The following is a 16,516-nucleotide window of genomic DNA, read 5'->3' as shown; positions in this document are numbered from 1 at the left end:
AAAGCCTTATTGATATATCAATAAGGCTTTTTTAATGTAAAATTTGGGGCTTACGCTTTTAAATTACGAACCAATTTACTCTCGGTATTTACAGATTTACCGGCTTGATCGTAGGTCATTGACGTTGGTGCGCCAATTAATATCTCTTTTAATTGTTTAACACTAAGTTGCGCTTGGCGGGCAGCATGAGCATTAACATTATTTTGTTTTTGGCATTGCGCAAGTTGAGTTTTAACTTGGCTTATTAGCTCAGATATTTCAGGATTTTGTGTATCGTTACTGGCAATAAGCTTACTTAGCTCTTTATCAAGAGTGCTTAGCTTAGTTAAAAAAGACATTTTTTGTTGGGTAATTTCTTTTAAACCAGCACCACGTCGTGAAGCAATAGCAGTAAGCTCGTCGTTTAATAGCGTATGCAAAGAATCTAAACAACTTACTTGTTGGTTTAGTTTTACGCTAATTAAACTATTATGATCAGCCATACACATTAAACTCAAAATCAGCTAAGTTTTTAGCAAGCTTTTCACTGTCCACTTGATATTTACCTTCGGTTATTGCTTTTTTAAGCTCAGCAACTTTATCGCTGTCAAATCCAGACGATTGCTGTGCTTTATCTTGAAGCGTTTTTAATTGCTGCGCTTGCGGCGTTAAGCTTACAGAGTCACTTGCTGCTTTAGGCGAAGGAGTCTGCGTCGCTTGTGTATTTGCGTTATCTTTTTTTAAATCAACTTGTTGTTGCTTTGCATTTGTTAACGCATTAGCTTGTTGATTACTGCCATTAACTTGATTAACCATAATAATAAACCCGTATATTACCCAACTTATGCCATGTTATCGGCATATACGTAGGATACTTTAGTATAAATCTAAATTAAATATTCACCTGAACAGACTCTACACCATCTACTCGCGCATTTAAAACTTTACCTGATTTTTTGTTTTTTATTTGTATTTGTTCGCCCAAAGTACCGTCTTCTAAAGCAATACCTGTGGTTTTAATTCTAAGGCCTCTAAGGTTAGCGTAAATATTAACAGAGTCACCTTTACACACCATACAAATTTGGTTTAGTAATACTGGCATACCACTTCTAATATTTCGTTTACTTCTGCTGCCTATTAGCATTGTGGGGTCATCTAAGTACTGTATTCGTACAAAGTGAGTTGGTTTCATTTCAATACTTAAATGCGATTTAGTTATTACTTCACCGCGGGATAAATTAGCGGTGGCAACAACAACTGGGGCCATTTCAACAACTCTTACATGAACGTATTGAGCCCACGTTTGCGCATCATTGCACTTAGCTTGTAAGGTTACTTGGCGGTTAAATGGTGGCTCATCGGATGTTGATAATTCAAGCTCAGTATTACAGACACGATCAGGAATGCGACTATCTAAAGGCAGTGCACTTAATTGAGTATTAGTATTTTGCAATGTACCAATCTGCTTAGCTATATAAGCAACGGCCATGTCTTGTAATAAATCTTTACTAAACACTTTAGCTTGCAAAGGGAATACAAAGCACAAGCTAGTAACAAAATAAAAAACACTGTATCTTCTGATTTTTTTTAACAAACTCATAATGTTTCGACTATGCTTATGGTTTCAAACAGGGTATAAATATTTTGCGTCAAAAAGTAGACGCACCCGCGATGTTATGTAGCTTTATAAATAGAAAGCAATTATCGTTCCGTATTATTTGTTTTCTTTAGGAGATTTGAATGGCAGGCATTTTAGACTCAGTAAACCAACGCACACAGTTGGTTGGGCAGAACCGCCTAGAATTACTTTTATTTAAGCTCAGAGGGCGTCAGCGTTTTGGTATTAATGTATTTAAAGTGAGAGAAGTGCTGCAATGCCCTCCACTAACAAGCATGCCAAAATCTAATCCGTATATTCGTGGTGTTGCACATATTCGTGGTCAAACTATTTCAGTAATTGATTTATCAATGGCTGTAGGTGGGCGCCCAATCGACAACATTAAAGACAGCTTTATAATCATTGCTGAATACAATCGCTCTGTGCAAGGGTTTTTAGTGGGCGGAGTTGAACGTATTGTAAATATGAATTGGGAAAAAATAATGCCACCACCATCAGGCGCCGGACGTTATTCATATTTAACAGCAGTGACCGAAATCGAAAATGAATTAGTCGAAATTCTCGATGTAGAAAAAATTCTCAACGAAATTTGCCCAGTAAACACAGAAGTAAGTGCTGAAGTTGCACAAAGCGGCGATATTCAAAAAGATTTAGGCGAACGTATCGTATTTATTGCAGACGACTCTGCTGTTGCGCGTAATCAAGTTAAACGTGCCCTAGAGCCGTTAGGCGTGCAAACAGAGCTTGCCAAAAATGGTAAAGAAGCACTTATAAGATTAAAAGAAATAGCAGAGCTTGATTGTAAAAACGATATTACTGAGCGAGTAGCGTTACTTATCTCAGACGTTGAAATGCCAGAAATGGACGGTTATACCTTAACAGCTGAAATAAAAGCAGATCCCAAACTTGCACCTTTGCATGTTATTTTGCATACCTCTTTGAGTGGTGTTTTTAACCAGGCTATGATTGAAAAAGTCGGGGCAGATGACTTTATTGCTAAATTTAACCCAGACGAATTAGCAACAGCGGTTAAAAAGTGGGTTCATTGTGATTAACAAAAATAGGTGCTACTAACTTGAATAATAAAGATTTGCAGCAAAGTGAATACGACCAGTTTCGTTCGTTTTTAGAGCAGCAATGCGGCATTGTTTTAGGTGAAAACAAACAGTATTTAGTTAAAAGCCGACTTGCTCCGTTAATGACTCGATTTAATGTGGGATCTTTATCGGAGTTGGTTAGTAAAACTCTCGGGCCTCACGAGCGGCAATTAAGAGCCGCAGTGGTTGATGCAATGACCACAAACGAAACGTTGTGGTTTAGAGATCAATACCCGTTTGAGTTGCTCCAAAATAAGCTTTTTCCTGAGTTTAAAGACTTAAGAAGGCCTTTAAAAATTTGGTCTGCTGCCAGCTCATCAGGACAAGAACCCTATTCAATAGCTATGTCAGTAGCTGAATTTAATACTAAGCAACCTGGTGTGCTTCGTATGGGTGCACAAATTATTGGTACCGACATATCTAATACCATGCTTGATATGTGTAAAAATGCAGAATATGACGCGCTTGCACTTGCCAGAGGGTTATCTGCAGAGCGTCGTAAAAAGTTTTTTAAAGACAGCGGCAATGGTATGGCACAAGTAAACGATACAATAAAAAAACAAGTTAGTTTTAGGCACCTGAATTTGCTTGATTCTTACGCGTTAATGGGCAAGTTTGATATTATTTTTTGCCGTAATGTACTTATTTACTTTGCGCCTGAAATAAAAGCTAAAATTATTAATCAGTTTGCACAAGCATTAAACCCAAAAGGGTACTTATTTTTAGGAGCGTCAGAGTCCCTAACTGGTCTAAGTACTGAATTTGATATGGTTAGATGCAACCCCGGTATCATTTACCAAAAGAAATAACTAAGTTAATTCATTTCCCTAAAACGACGCACCAAGCGTCGTTTTTCTATTTAGATACATAGTCTTATAAAAATATAACACATCCTAATATTAATGGCTTATTTTTTGCTTTATTCATGGGTAAGTCAATTTTTTGGAGAAGGTTATGGCTATCAGTTTTGATAAAGCATTAGGTGTGCATCCGCAAGCCATGTTGATCCGTTCACAGCGAGCTGAATTAATTGCAACTAATATAGCTAACGCTGATACGCCTGGCTATAAAGCAAAAGATATTGATTTTGCCTCTGCATTAAAAGCGGCAAGGTCAACCCAGCAAAGCGGCAATACTATGGTAAGAACTAATGATAAACACATTGGTGGAGGTACTCATAGTATGGGCAGTTCAGAATCATTTCGTTTGCCAAATCAATCAGATACAGGTGATGGTAACTCGGTTGATATACAAGTGGAACGAAACTTGTATACACAGAATGCTATGGAGTATCAGGCCAGCTTGCAATTTTTAAGCGGCAAATTTAAAGGCCTGAATAAAGCTCTCGGTAGTCAAGGATAAAAATTATGAGTTTATATAATGTTTTCGATATTGCAGGTTCGGGTATGAGCGCACAAAACGTTCGCTTAAATACTACAGCTAGTAATATTTCTAATGCTAATACCATTAGTTCATCTCAAGACAAAACGTACCGAGCGCGCCAACCTGTATTTGCGGCTGAGCTAACAAAGGCTTCAGCATCAGTAAGTAACCAACAGGGCTCCGCAGTTGGTGTGAAAGTTTTGGGCATTGTTGAAAGTAATGCACCATTACAAATTGAATATAACCCAAACCATCCAAGTGCGGATGAAAATGGCTATATCTATAAACCCAACGTCAATGTTGTAGAGGAGATGGCAAATATGATTTCTGCCTCTCGTTCTTACCAAACAAACGTGCAAGTTGCTGATGCAGCAAAGCAAATGCTAAGTAAAACACTGTTGCTAGGGCAGCGGTAACCGAGGGTAGGTTATGAGTAACGATATTAGTACATCTTCATCCTATTTAGACTCTATACGCTGGCAAGAATCGCAAGTAGCGACCAGTGACAATGAGAGTGATGCGTTAACACAAGAAGACTTTTTCTCTTTGTTAACTCAGCAATTATCGTTTCAAGATCCCAGTAACCCTGCGGATAACGATCAAATGATTGCGCAAATGACTAGTTTCACAATGGCGCAAGGCATTAGCGATTTAAATTCAAATTTTGATAGCTTAGCGTCTTCTATGACATCAAATTCAGCATTGCAAGCATCAACACTTGTTGGCAAGCAAGCTTTACTTGAGTCAAACACCCTGGATTTAAATGAAACGGGTGATGCCAGAGGCTCTGCAGTGGCAGAAGAAGCCGTTGATAACTTAAAAATTAAAGTGACAGATGCATCAGGTCAGCTAGTGAGAACTATTGATATGGGTTCTCAATCAGCAGGTGCAGTACGTTTTGCGTGGGATGGCAAAAATGAAGCCGGTGAGCGTTTACCTGAAGGTGAATACTCAGTAACCGCCGAAGGAAGTACTGACGGCGAATTTTCAAGCTTGCCCATTGCTACATTCAAGAACATTGAAAGCGTTAATATTAATGGCTCAAGTGGCATTATTATTAACACTAAAGAAGGTGCGGTTAGGCTGACAGATGTAGCAGAAATCGCGTAATAAATTTTAGTATTTTTCGCCTGCTAGCAGGCCACAGACTAACAGGTTAGAGGTGAATTATGAGCTTCAATATTGCATTAACCGGCCTTGCTGCCGCGCAAAAAGATTTAGACGTAACGGCAAATAATATTGCAAACGTTAATACCACAGGTTTTAAAGAGTCACGCGCTGAGTTTGCCGATGTTTACGCTTCATCAGTATTTAGCTCTGGTAAGACTAAAAATGGTGACGGTGTGCAAACAACCATGGTTGCGCAGCAGTTTCATCAAGGCTCACTGCAATTTACAAATAACTCACTTGATTTAGCAATCACTGGTGAAGGTTATTTTGCGATGACCGACGATTTATCTTCGCAAGATTTAACATATACACGTGCAGGTGCATTTAAGCTTAACCAAGATAACTTTATGGTTGACGCAAAAGGTAACTTTTTACAAGCATTCCCAGTTGATTCATCTACAGGTGATACAACGTCGGTAAGTTTGAGCACAACTGATCCAATTCAAATCCCTGATTCGTCTGGTTCACCTCGCGCAACAGAAAATGTATTTTTGTCGTTTAACTTAGATGCAACGGCGGATCCAACAGGTCTAGATTTTGACCCTGCTTCTAGTGGTACTTATAACTCATCTACGTCAACAACGGTATATGATTCACTGGGTGAACCACATATTTTACAATACTTTTTTGCTAAAGAAGATGATGCCGCAGCAGGTGGTACAGATAACAGTTGGGAAGTATACGCAACACTCGATGGCAAAGTAGTTGATGGCACAACTGGTGGAGAACAAACCGCGCCTTATACACCACTTACCACCCTTGGTTTTAACTCAAGTGGTTTACCATCAACAACAGGTGGTGTGGCAAATACAAATACAACTACTTTTGATGAAATACTACTACCAGCGGGTTCTGGTGCTGGTTTATCAACATTACTAGACAATGGTGCAACTTTCCCAGGTACTGGTATTGAGCTTAACTGGCGCGATGAAAATAACACGGCAGGACGTATCCCAACTCAGTATTCAAGTGGTTTTGAAGTAAAAGCACTCGATCAAGATGGCTCAACGGTTGGTCGTTTAGCCGGAATTGATATAGGAACAGACGGTAAAATTGTCGCTTCTTACAGTAATGGTGACTCAACATTCCTAGGCCAAGTGGCTATGGTACGTTTTCCAAATTCACAAGGGTTATCACAAGTGGGTGATACAAGCTGGAAGCAAAGTATTGATTCAGGTGAACCTGTAGCGGGTGAAGCTGGTTCGGGTACATTTGGTGGAATTAACTCATCAGCGCTTGAGCAATCAAATACAAACCTTACTAATGAACTCGTAGACTTAATTACTGCACAGCGTAATTACCAAGCAAACTCACGTGCGCTTGAGGTTAACTCAACTATTCAGCAAAGTATTTTGCAGATTCGATAAGCTAAACCCCATTAAATATATTAGGCTGCATTTTTGCAGCCTTTTTTATAAGTCCTCTTTGTAAACCCTTCTAAATACCTCTCAATGTTGCGTCAAATTTAATCTGGCACCTATTTTGCATTTATAAGTTCAGAGATTTTTTATGTGAGTCGATACTATGGACAAAATGGTCTACATTGCGGCCTCTGGCGCTAAGCAAAGCCTACAAGGGCTTGCTTTAAAAGCCAATAATTTGGCAAATGCAAATACAACGGGTTTTAAAGCCGACTTTGCGCAAGCACGTTCTATGCAAGCGTTTGGCGAAGGTTTGCCTACACGTGTATTTTCAATGCAAGAGCGTCCGGGTTCAAACATGGTATCGGGTGGCATTGTTCAAACCGGGCGAGACTTAGATATCGCGATGAGCGATAACGCATGGCTTGCTGTGCAAGATGCCTCCGGTAATGAAGCTTACACAAAAGTGGGTACGTTAAACGTTACTGCTCAAGGCATGCTCGTAACCAGCCATGGTCGTCAAGTTATTGGCGAAGGGGGACCTGTTATTTTACCTGTCCCGGTTGAAAAAATAGGGTTTAGTCAAGATGGCGCTATTCAAGTTCGACCACAAGGCGCTCCCGCTAATTTTTTAGAAGAAATAGACACGCTTAGAGTGGTAGAAGCAAATAGCTCTCAGCTCGAAAAAGGTAACGATGGTTTATTTAGGCCAAAAGCCAATGTAACAGTAGATACCTCTGCCAATGTAAAAGTTTTAAGTGGTTCGCTTGAAATGTCGAATGTGAACCCTGTTCACGAAATGGTCGACATGATAAGCCACCAGCGCCAATTTGAATTACAAGTGAAATTAATGAAAACAGCTGAAGAAATTGACGAGCGTCAAGATCAGTTATTACGCATAGTTTAACTTTAAAATGAGGATACGATTATGAATCCAGCATTGTGGATCAGTAAAACTGGGCTAGACGCTCAACAAACCGATATATCGGTTATCTCAAATAATTTAGCGAATGCGAGTACCGTAGGTTACAAAAAAAGCCGCGCTATATTTGAAGATTTACTTTATCAAAATATTAATCAACCAGGTGGCCGTTCATCGCAAGATACCGAAATGCCATCGGGCTTAATGTTAGGTGCGGGTGCTAAAGTTGTAGCTAACCAAAAAGAGTTTACGCAAGGCAACATGTTGACCACCGAAAATTCACTAGATTGGATGATTTCTGGCGAAGGTTTTTTTGAAGTACTGCAACCAGATGGCAATATTGCTTACTCGCGCAACGGCCAGTTTACTACCGATGGCGATGGACGAATTGTTACATCGGGCGCAGGTTATGTGATTCAGCCAGAAATGAATGTACCAGATGACGCGCAATCAATTACGGTTTCGCAAGACGGCGAAGTATCTGTACGTGTTGCAGGCCAAGCCGATAACGTGGTCATTGGTCAGCTGACTATTAGTGATTTTATTAATCCGTCGGGTCTTGAGCCAATCGGTCAAAATCTTTATACCGAAACAGCTGTAAGTGGTGCGCCGGTACAAGGTAACCCTGGTGTTGAAGGGTTAGGTAGCATTATTCAAGGCTCACTCGAAACTTCAAACGTAAATGTAACTGAAGAGCTCGTAAACCTAATAGAAACTCAGCGTATTTACGAAATGAACTCAAAAGTAATTTCGGCCGTTGACGAAATGATGAGTTATATCAATCAACAGCTTTAATAGAGTAGGGGGAATTATGCGTAATATTATTTTATTTGCAGCGGGCACATTATTTTTAAGTGGCTGTATGTCTACGCAAAATAGTGAAGTAGTACAGGACGATCCTTACTACGCACCTATGTACCCCGAGCCTATTTTAGAGCCGCTGGTAGCCACAGGTTCATTGTTTAATACTCATACATCAAACGACTTATATTCTGATAAAAAAGCGCTACGTACTGGCGATATAATTACGGTTAAATTGCAAGAGTCTACTCAAGCAACAAAAGCCGCTAAAACAGAAACAGACAAAGAAACCGACGCAAGTTTAGACCCAGTGATTGGCTTAGGTGGTCTACCTGTAAATATAGGTGGCGATAGTATTCAGTTTGGTATTGGTAGCGATTCGTCGTTTACGGGCGATTCAAAATCAAACCAGTCAAACAGCTTAGTGGGTGATATTTCGGTTAATGTAATGCGCGTTTTACCTAATGGTAACTTAGTTATACGCGGCGAAAAATGGCTAACGCTTAATACCGGTGAAGAGTTTATTCGTTTAGAAGGGCTAGTACGCCCTCAAGACGTAAGCGCCGATAATACGGTTGAATCAAATCGTATTGCTAATGCACGTATTCAATACTCAGGTAAAGGGCAAACGCAAGAAGCGCAAAGTCCTGGTTGGCTTACACGTTTCTTTAGCAGTTCGCTGTTTCCATTTTAGAGGGTAACAACATGAATAGCCTTAAAGCTTTATGTTTAGTTGCGTTATTGGGTTGGCAGTTTACTGCCAGTGCTGAGCGCATAAAAGATGTGTCTATGGTTGAGGGCGTGCGCTCTAACCAATTAGTTGGTTATGGCTTAGTGGTTGGTTTACCGGGCACTGGTGAGCAAAACTCATATACACAACAAAGTTTTAGAGGCATGTTGAACAGCTTTGGTATTACGCTGCCTTCAACTCAAAGTCCTAAAATTAAAAATGTTGCCGCTGTTGCTGTGCATGCAGAATTACCCGCATTTAGAAAGCCCGGGCAAACAATAGATATTACGGTTTCTTCTATTGGTAGTGCAGGCAGTTTACGTGGCGGTACTTTACTACAAACTTTTTTAAAGGGTGTAGACGGTAACGTGTATGCAATTGCACAAGGAAGCTTAATTGTTGGTGGCTTAGGCGCACAAGGCCTTGATGGTAGTAAGGTTGTAATTAACACCCCTACAGTTGGTCGTATACCAAATGGCGCAACAGTTGAACGCACTGTAGAAAGCCCATTTATGCAAGGCGATTACATTACCTTCAACCTAAACCGTCCAGACTTTACAACGGCAAAACGCCTAGAAAAAACAATTAATGACTTAGTTGGCCCAAATAGCGCACAAGCAATTGATTCTGTTTCTATCCGTGTTATTGCACCACGCGATGCATCCCAGCGTGTATCGTACTTATCGACACTCGAAAACTTAGAATTTAAACCAGCTGACATGGCCGCTAAAATTATAGTTAACTCGCGCACCGGTACAATTGTTATTGGCAAAAACGTTAAGCTTCAGCCTGCGGCTATAACTCACGGTGGCTTAACAGTAACAATTGCAGAGCAACAAAATGTGTCACAACCAAACCCGCTAGCAAACGGTGATACAGTTGTCACACAGCAAAGTATTATTGATGTAAACCAAGACGACTCGCGCGCCTTTGTATTTAATCCAGGTGTAAGCCTTGACGATTTAGTTCGCGCAATTAACGAAGTAGGCGCAGCGCCTGGTGACTTAATGGCTATTTTAGAAGCACTAAAAGAAGCCGGCGCAATTAACGGACAGTTAGTTGTTATATAAATAACCCAAGCCAATAAATAACGTATTACTTAAGCCCTATATTTTTGAAATTAGATATAGGGCTTTTTATTTACAGCAACTCAAGTTTATTATTTTTATCTTCCTCGTTTTATCGGTAGTGGCTCAATTTTTGCATTTTTAATTACATTATTCATTTTGTGTCAAAAAGCCGATGGAAACTAACCACCTCGATAAGCAAAACTTTTTTGATTTAGGCAACTTAGATTCACTTCGTAAAGAAGCCTTAACCAGTGGCGATGCATCAACTGATGCCTCTAAAGCTGCGCTTAAAAAAGCGGCCGCACAATTTGAAGCTATTTTTACGCAAATGCTGCTCAAAGGAATGCGCAAAGCCAACGAAGCATTTGAAGACAAAGACAGTCCATTTAATTCAAGTGGCGTAAAGTTTTTTGAAGAAATGCACGATCAGCAACTTTCTACAGAGCTTTCATCAAATGGCTCTTTAGGCCTTGCCGATTTAATTGTTCAGCAGTTATCGCCTGAGTCTAAAAACTTTATGCCAGGCTCTGTACTTAGAACAACCAACGATATTTTTAGCGATATGCAAGTTGGATCCGCTCTTCCTCATGAGCAAAAAAATAATCAACCCGATCTTATCGTTAAGAGCACTAAAGCCGATATTGCTGAGCCTAAGGTTAATACTGCAGAGTCTAAAGCCGATAGCCCAACATTTAAAAATGCAGAAGAGTTTGTAAGTTCAGTGTGGGAACACGCTAAAACTGCAGCGCAAAAAATTGGTTTAAACCCTGCGGTAATGGTTGCACAAGCGGCACTTGAAACCGGTTGGGGTAAGCACATTATTAATAAAAGTGACGGTGGCAGCTCAAATAACCTATTTAATATTAAGTCAGATAAAAGCTGGGAAGGTGACAAAGCAAGTAAAGTAACGCTTGAGTTTGAACAAGGCACACCCGTTAAAAAACAAGCCAGCTTTAGAGCCTACGATTCAATTAAAGATAGCGTGAACGACTTCGTTGATTTTTTAACGCAAAACCCACGCTACAAAGAAGCATTACAAAATACAGCAAAACCAAACGACTTTTTAGATTCATTACAAAAAGCAGGTTATGCAACCGATCCAAATTATGCCAGCAAAATAAAAAAAGTACTCAATAGCAGTCAGCTAAAAGACATTGCGGCAAACGTGATCCGCCAAGGAGTAGAGTAACATGTCGTTTAATTTATTAAACATTGCCAGTTCTGGGGTTAGAGCAAGCTCGGAGCTATTGCAAACGACAAGTAAAAATATCGCCAATGTAAATACCGTAGGCTACGTACGTGAGCGTACAGAGTTTACCACTATGGTTGATAACCAAGTAGGGCGGGGCGAAACATACCGATTACTAAACGAGTTTGCTCAGTCACAGCTAAATCGTGACACCTCTAATAAATCGTTTTTCGATCAGTTTATTACTGAGGCAAATAGAGTTGATACTATTTTTTCTGAAGAGTCGAACAACCTTTCGACCGGAATTAACTCTTTATTTAATAACGTACAAGAAGCGCTTAATCAGCCGTCATCTACCGTTGCCCGCTCATTAGTAATGACAGATGCGCAAAGCTTAATTGATCAAATGGATAGGCTTTCGGGCATCGTGCTTGATCAAAAAAGTGTAGTGAACGAGCAGCTCGAAATATTTTCAGATGAAGCAAACTCACTAATTCAAAGTATTAGCACGCTAAATCAAAATATTGCAGCAGTTAATGGCACTAATAACGCCGCAGATGCGAGCTCTACCTATAACGAACGCGATAAAGCAATACGCGACTTATCAGAGCTAATAGACATAGAAACGCTTGATGGTCCAAATGGCGAAAAACTCGTTTTTATGGGCACAGGCGAAGCGGTTGTTATGCAAAATGGCGCATTTAACTTATTTTCGATGACAGGGGATCCTGATCCTAATTTTAAAGAATTCACGCTTGACGTTAATGGTGGCAAAGCTGTGCCGCTTGAAGTTGATGTAAGTAAGCTTAAAGGCAAAATTGGCGGCTTACTCGCTTTTAGAGATGACATATTAGTCCCTGCTCAAAACCAAATTGGTCAAATGGGCTTAGCGATAGCTGATGCATTTAACGAACAAAACAAATTGGGTATGGATGCAACAGGTCAGCTGGGTGGTAATATTTTTAATATTCCTACCGTTGGCGCTTATGCGTATCAAGCGAATACTGGTGATGCTGGTATGACTGCAACTGTAGAGCCCGGTAAGGGCAGTGAACTTCCTGCCAGTGACTTTATTATTACTTATACAGCTAATGCTAATGAAGTAAGTATTCAGCCTATAGATAACAAAGGCGATCCGTTAGGGCAGCCTTCACTTGCTGATATATCGACAGGTGTTATTGATTCATCGACTATTACTACCGGAGAATCATTTGGTCTTCAAGTAAATGTATCTGGGGCAGGTGTTGAGGGTGATCAGTTTCAAATAAAGCTTAATTCAGATGCCGCTTCAAGTATTACACTTGCAACAGGGCGCGCAGAAGATTTAGCACTAGCATCGCCAATTCGTACTGCTAACGATTTAAATAATATAGGTACCGCTACTATTTCAGCTGGAGAAGTAACAAGTGTTACCTCTGGTGGATTTACTTCAACACCAAGCTTAACAAACGGTGAAATAACGCTTGTTAAAACAGGTAATGCTAATGAATATCAAATTACTGATAATAGCGGAACGAGTACTTTTACTATTACGCCTCCTGCAAAAGGAATGTTATCGCAAGCGGGTGCTCCATTTGATACCTACGGATTCGATTTTGATATAGAAGGTACGCCAGCAACAGGCGACACCTTTACACTTGAGTTTAACGAAGGCGGCTTTGATGATAACCGTAATGGTTTAAAATTAGCTGATTTACAAAATGGCGAGTTAGTCCGTTTAAACGTAGAAACAACAGCAACGGCCGACAACCATAAAACGTTCAACCAAGCTTATTCAGGATTAGTGAGTGATATAGGTGTTATAACTGGCCAAGCAATCACAAGTGGGGCTGCATTTGACGCTCTAGCACAGCAATCTGAGGCATGGTACGAGTCGTTATCTGGAGTAAACCTAGATGAAGAGGCCGCAAATTTACTGCGTTTTCAGCAATCATACTCAGCATCAGCACAAGTTTTAGCAGCAGCTCAAGAAATTTTTGACACCTTATTAAATGCGGCGAGGTAATTATGCGTTTATCAAATAATTTAATGTACCAAAACAACATAAATAAAATACTCGACAACCAACAAGGTGTTGCAAATGCTCAAGAGCGAGTAACAACAGGTGAAAAGTATTTAACCACCTCAGAAGCGCCAGCTGCTATTTCGCAAGGAATGCTATATTCAAATAAAATACAAACAAACGAGCAATACACTAAAAATATTAACCAGCTAAGTGGACGCCTCGAAACAGAGGAAACCATATTGCAAAGTATAAATACCAATATTCAACAAGCGCAAGAACTCACTATTCAAGCTGGTAATGGTGCGTACACTAAAGACGATTTAAAATCGATTGCATCAGAACTTAGCGGCATTCAACAAACGTTAGCTAACTTAATGAACACCCGATCAGAAGACGGTAAATTTATATTTTCAGGATACCAAGACAGTACGCAGCCATATCAGTTTGATTCTGCAGCGGGTGAGTACACCTATAATGGCGACCAAGGCCAGCACCAAATAACTATAGCTGAAGGTGTATCGATTAAAGCGAGTGATAACGGTTTTGATACGTTTGAAAAAACTAACGCGCGATTAAATGTAGAATCTAACACGGCAAGTGTTTCAGGCTCTATTACAGCGGCAAGTGTATATGTTGACGGCCAAGCTGAGTTTGATAAATTTCATCAAGCAAATTACAACGCAGACCCAACAGCTTCAGCAACAGCAAATACTTATAGTGTATTAGTAAGCCCAGGTGCTACAGCAACTGATCCACAAACCTACGAAATATACCGAGACGGCGCAGCACTAACCCCCGCAGTAACGGGTGAGGTTACAGATGAGCCAATCGATTTTGCAGGTATGAAGATTGAATTTGAAGGTTCAGCACCTGGGCAGCTTGATTTTAGCCTTGAAAAGCCAGGCAAAGAAAACGTACTCAATACATTACAATCACTTATTACAGGTTTAAATGATGGCACACTTGAAGGTGATGATTTTCAAGAAGTGTTAGCCGATGGCTTAGTGCAATTACAAAATGCCAGTGAACAAGTTGTGTTTACCCAAGCAAGTTTAGGTGGGCGTATGAACGCAGTTGATAGCGTTAGCGACTCTAACCTTGCACAAGATATTCAAAACAAAAGTAACCTTTCTGATTTAGTCGAAGTAGACATGGCAGAAGCTATTAGCGAACTAACCAAACAAGAAACGGCACTGCAAGCATCGCAAGCAACTTTTGGCCGTTTAACTAACCTCTCGTTATTCGATTACTTATAAGCAAGTTATAAGCAGATTATAAGCAGAAATACCTTGCCGCTTTACCTACTTTAAAGCGGCAATAACTATCTACAAAATTGCGGCAAAAAAATGTCACTCCCACCGAAACAACTTCACTCTTTATTTACAATTTAACAAGCTGTATATTTATCATTAAAAACAATGAGTTAGAAATAAATTAAAGTTGGCACAGTAAATGCTTTTCTTATTATAAGAAATTATCGAACAGTGGTTCCTGTTAAATCGTGTTGAACCACACTCTGTTTAAACCTAGGAGATGGTAAAATGGCATTAACAGTAAATACTAATGTGTCGTCACTAAACGCACAACGTAACTTAACTAAATCAGGTGAAGGCTTAGCAACTTCGATGGAGCGTTTATCATCAGGTATGCGTATCAATAGCGCAAAAGATGATGCCGCCGGCTTACAAATTTCAAACAGATTAACGTCGCAAATTAATGGCCTAGCCGTTGCTCAGCGAAATGCTAATGATGGTATTTCAATGGCGCAAACCGCTGAAGGTGCAATGCAAGAGTCGACTAATATTTTACAACGCATGCGTGAATTAGCACTTCAATCAGCAAATGGTTCTAATAGCTCTGAGGATAGAGAGTCACTCCAAAAAGAAGTATCTGCATTACAAGAAGAATTGACTCGTATTTCAGAAACAACCTCTTTCGGTGGTCAACAATTATTAAATGGTGACTTTGGCACTAAACAATTTCAAGTTGGTGCAAATGCAAATGAAACTATTTCACTTTCTTTAAGTAGTACTTCAGCAACAGAGATTGGTAATAATACTGTTTCAGGTGCAGGTAGTGCTTATGGAGTGGTTGCTACAACGGATTTAGCTACTGCTTTTTCGGCCACAACAGTACCTGGTGATGCAACTTTTGAGATTCAAGGTCCATCAGGCAACGCTATTATAGGTGTTATTGCAGGTGCAATGACTACTGATATGGCAACTGCTATTAACTCTGCAAACACAGGCGTTGAAGCTAAGGCAACAATCTCTACAACGATAGGTTCACTGAATTCCGCTGATGATGGTATTTTAAATATAGGTTCAAATAGCTTTGATTTATCATCTTATACTGGTGATATGAAAGAGCTAGCTTCAGATATATCAAAAGCTGGATATGATGCTTCTTATAATACATCTACAGGTGTAATTGATCTTACTGTTGAAGATGAAAATGGGATCGAGATTACAGGTTCAACTGCTGGCGGTGTAACTTTAGGTGGTACAGCAGCAGGCACTGGAAACGTGAGTGTTACTTCTGAATTATCATTGTCATCATCGGATGATTTTACAGTGGTTGGTACTTCAGTTGACGATATTTTAGCTCTTACGGCAACAGGTGGATCATCTACACTTGACCAAGTTGCTCAAATTGATATATCAGGAACAACAGGAGACGGCTCTCAAAAGGCAATCGCGGTTATAGATGCGGCTTTAGCTCAAATAGACAGTCAACGATCAGATTTAGGTGCTGCTCAAAATCGATTTGGTCACACAATTAGTAACTTAGCTAATATCGCAGAAAATGTATCTGCTTCACGTAGTCGTATTCAAGATACTGACTTTGCAACTGAAACAGCACAAATGACTAAAAACCAAATACTGCAACAAGCGGGCACTTCCATTTTGTCGCAAGCCAACCAAATACCACAAGCAGCGATTAGTTTATTGGGTGGCTAATTATTGGTTTGACTAATAACTAAATATGTGAGCGCACTTAAGATGTTAAGTGCGCTTTTTATTTTTAGGTTATTAAAATTACTAAAAGCATAATATTTAAACTGTATTTTAAACTGATTTTAAATAACTAATCTTTTAAAACAGTCAGTTAGCTTTTTGTTTATAAATAAACTAATTTATTTATAAAATATTTCTAAAGATAATTTATCTCCTGCCGTTAACTTAATCAGT

At 39.7% G+C, this 16,516-nt stretch carries 17 protein-coding genes; 14 read left to right on the top strand and 3 right to left on the bottom strand.

What is annotated here, in order from left to right; all coding sequences use genetic code 11:
• Positions 1-50 precede the first annotated feature (50 nt).
• The 3 genes from flgN to flgA all read right to left on the bottom strand — a co-directional run bounded on the left by flgN (position 51) and on the right by flgA (position 1,579).
• A complete protein-coding gene (gene flgN / locus I6F66_RS00820; RefSeq protein WP_024589967.1) occupies positions 51-482 on the bottom strand; it encodes a flagellar protein FlgN in 432 nt (143 codons plus the stop codon).
• Complete coding sequence (gene flgM, locus I6F66_RS00815) at positions 475-795, bottom strand: flagellar biosynthesis anti-sigma factor FlgM (RefSeq protein WP_007581856.1); 321 nt, start codon at positions 793-795, stop codon at positions 475-477. The genes flgN and flgM overlap by 8 nt, the downstream gene beginning before the upstream one ends.
• Before the next feature lie 76 nt (positions 796-871).
• Entirely contained in the window at positions 872-1,579 is a 708-nt protein-coding gene (gene flgA, locus I6F66_RS00810) for a flagellar basal body P-ring formation chaperone FlgA (protein ID WP_165729499.1), read from the bottom strand.
• A 140-nt stretch (positions 1,580-1,719) separates the two neighbouring features.
• On the opposite strand from flgA, the gene I6F66_RS00805 reads away from it, so the two are divergent.
• From I6F66_RS00805 to I6F66_RS00740, 14 genes are all read left to right on the top strand, one after another.
• Positions 1,720-2,652: a chemotaxis protein CheV gene (locus tag I6F66_RS00805; RefSeq protein WP_007581858.1), complete on the top strand. Its 933-nt coding sequence runs from the start codon at positions 1,720-1,722 to the stop codon at positions 2,650-2,652.
• A 20-nt stretch (positions 2,653-2,672) separates the two neighbouring features.
• Entirely contained in the window at positions 2,673-3,503 is an 831-nt protein-coding gene (locus tag I6F66_RS00800; protein WP_007581859.1) for a protein-glutamate O-methyltransferase CheR, read from the top strand.
• A gap of 145 nt (positions 3,504-3,648) precedes the next feature.
• Positions 3,649-4,056, top strand: a complete 408-nt coding sequence (gene flgB, locus I6F66_RS00795; RefSeq protein WP_002959431.1) for a flagellar basal body rod protein FlgB — start codon at positions 3,649-3,651, stop codon at positions 4,054-4,056.
• A 5-nt stretch (positions 4,057-4,061) separates the two neighbouring features.
• Complete coding sequence (flgC, locus tag I6F66_RS00790) at positions 4,062-4,493, top strand: flagellar basal body rod protein FlgC (protein ID WP_007581860.1); 432 nt, start codon at positions 4,062-4,064, stop codon at positions 4,491-4,493.
• A gap of 13 nt (positions 4,494-4,506) precedes the next feature.
• Positions 4,507-5,187: a flagellar hook assembly protein FlgD gene (locus tag I6F66_RS00785; RefSeq protein ID WP_007581861.1), complete on the top strand. Its 681-nt coding sequence runs from the start codon at positions 4,507-4,509 to the stop codon at positions 5,185-5,187.
• A 59-nt stretch (positions 5,188-5,246) separates the two neighbouring features.
• On the top strand, positions 5,247-6,614 hold the full coding sequence (gene flgE, locus I6F66_RS00780) for a flagellar hook protein FlgE (RefSeq protein WP_024592770.1): 1,368 nt from the start codon (positions 5,247-5,249) through the stop codon (positions 6,612-6,614).
• Positions 6,615-6,771: 157 nt separating this feature from the next.
• The gene (locus I6F66_RS00775; RefSeq protein ID WP_007581863.1) at positions 6,772-7,515 is read left to right on the top strand and encodes a flagellar basal body rod protein FlgF; all 744 of its coding nucleotides are present in this window, start codon (positions 6,772-6,774) and stop codon (positions 7,513-7,515) included.
• A 21-nt stretch (positions 7,516-7,536) separates the two neighbouring features.
• On the top strand, positions 7,537-8,325 hold the full coding sequence (gene flgG / locus I6F66_RS00770; protein WP_002959420.1) for a flagellar basal-body rod protein FlgG: 789 nt from the start codon (positions 7,537-7,539) through the stop codon (positions 8,323-8,325).
• A gap of 16 nt (positions 8,326-8,341) precedes the next feature.
• A complete protein-coding gene (gene flgH / locus I6F66_RS00765; RefSeq protein WP_002959418.1) occupies positions 8,342-9,025 on the top strand; it encodes a flagellar basal body L-ring protein FlgH in 684 nt (227 codons plus the stop codon).
• 11 nt (positions 9,026-9,036) lie between these two features.
• Positions 9,037-10,131 (top strand): flagellar basal body P-ring protein FlgI, encoded by a 1,095-nt coding sequence (locus I6F66_RS00760; protein WP_165729500.1) that lies wholly within the window; start codon positions 9,037-9,039, stop codon positions 10,129-10,131.
• A 172-nt stretch (positions 10,132-10,303) separates the two neighbouring features.
• A complete protein-coding gene (gene flgJ, locus I6F66_RS00755; protein ID WP_165729501.1) occupies positions 10,304-11,320 on the top strand; it encodes a flagellar assembly peptidoglycan hydrolase FlgJ in 1,017 nt (338 codons plus the stop codon).
• A 1-nt stretch (position 11,321) separates the two neighbouring features.
• Entirely contained in the window at positions 11,322-13,325 is a 2,004-nt protein-coding gene (flgK, locus tag I6F66_RS00750) for a flagellar hook-associated protein FlgK (protein ID WP_197208468.1), read from the top strand.
• A 2-nt stretch (positions 13,326-13,327) separates the two neighbouring features.
• Positions 13,328-14,581 (top strand): flagellar hook-associated protein FlgL, encoded by a 1,254-nt coding sequence (flgL, locus tag I6F66_RS00745; RefSeq protein WP_197208466.1) that lies wholly within the window; start codon positions 13,328-13,330, stop codon positions 14,579-14,581.
• Positions 14,582-14,866: 285 nt separating this feature from the next.
• Positions 14,867-16,285 (top strand): flagellin, encoded by a 1,419-nt coding sequence (locus I6F66_RS00740; protein WP_197208464.1) that lies wholly within the window; start codon positions 14,867-14,869, stop codon positions 16,283-16,285.
• Positions 16,286-16,516: the final 231 nt, after the last annotated feature.

Source organism: Pseudoalteromonas sp. NZS100_1, assembly GCF_015864285.1.
Taxonomy (GTDB): domain Bacteria; phylum Pseudomonadota; class Gammaproteobacteria; order Enterobacterales; family Alteromonadaceae; genus Pseudoalteromonas; species Pseudoalteromonas arctica.
Note: the sequence above shows the minus strand (reverse complement) of the source record. Positions and strands in the feature narration are given on the sequence as shown.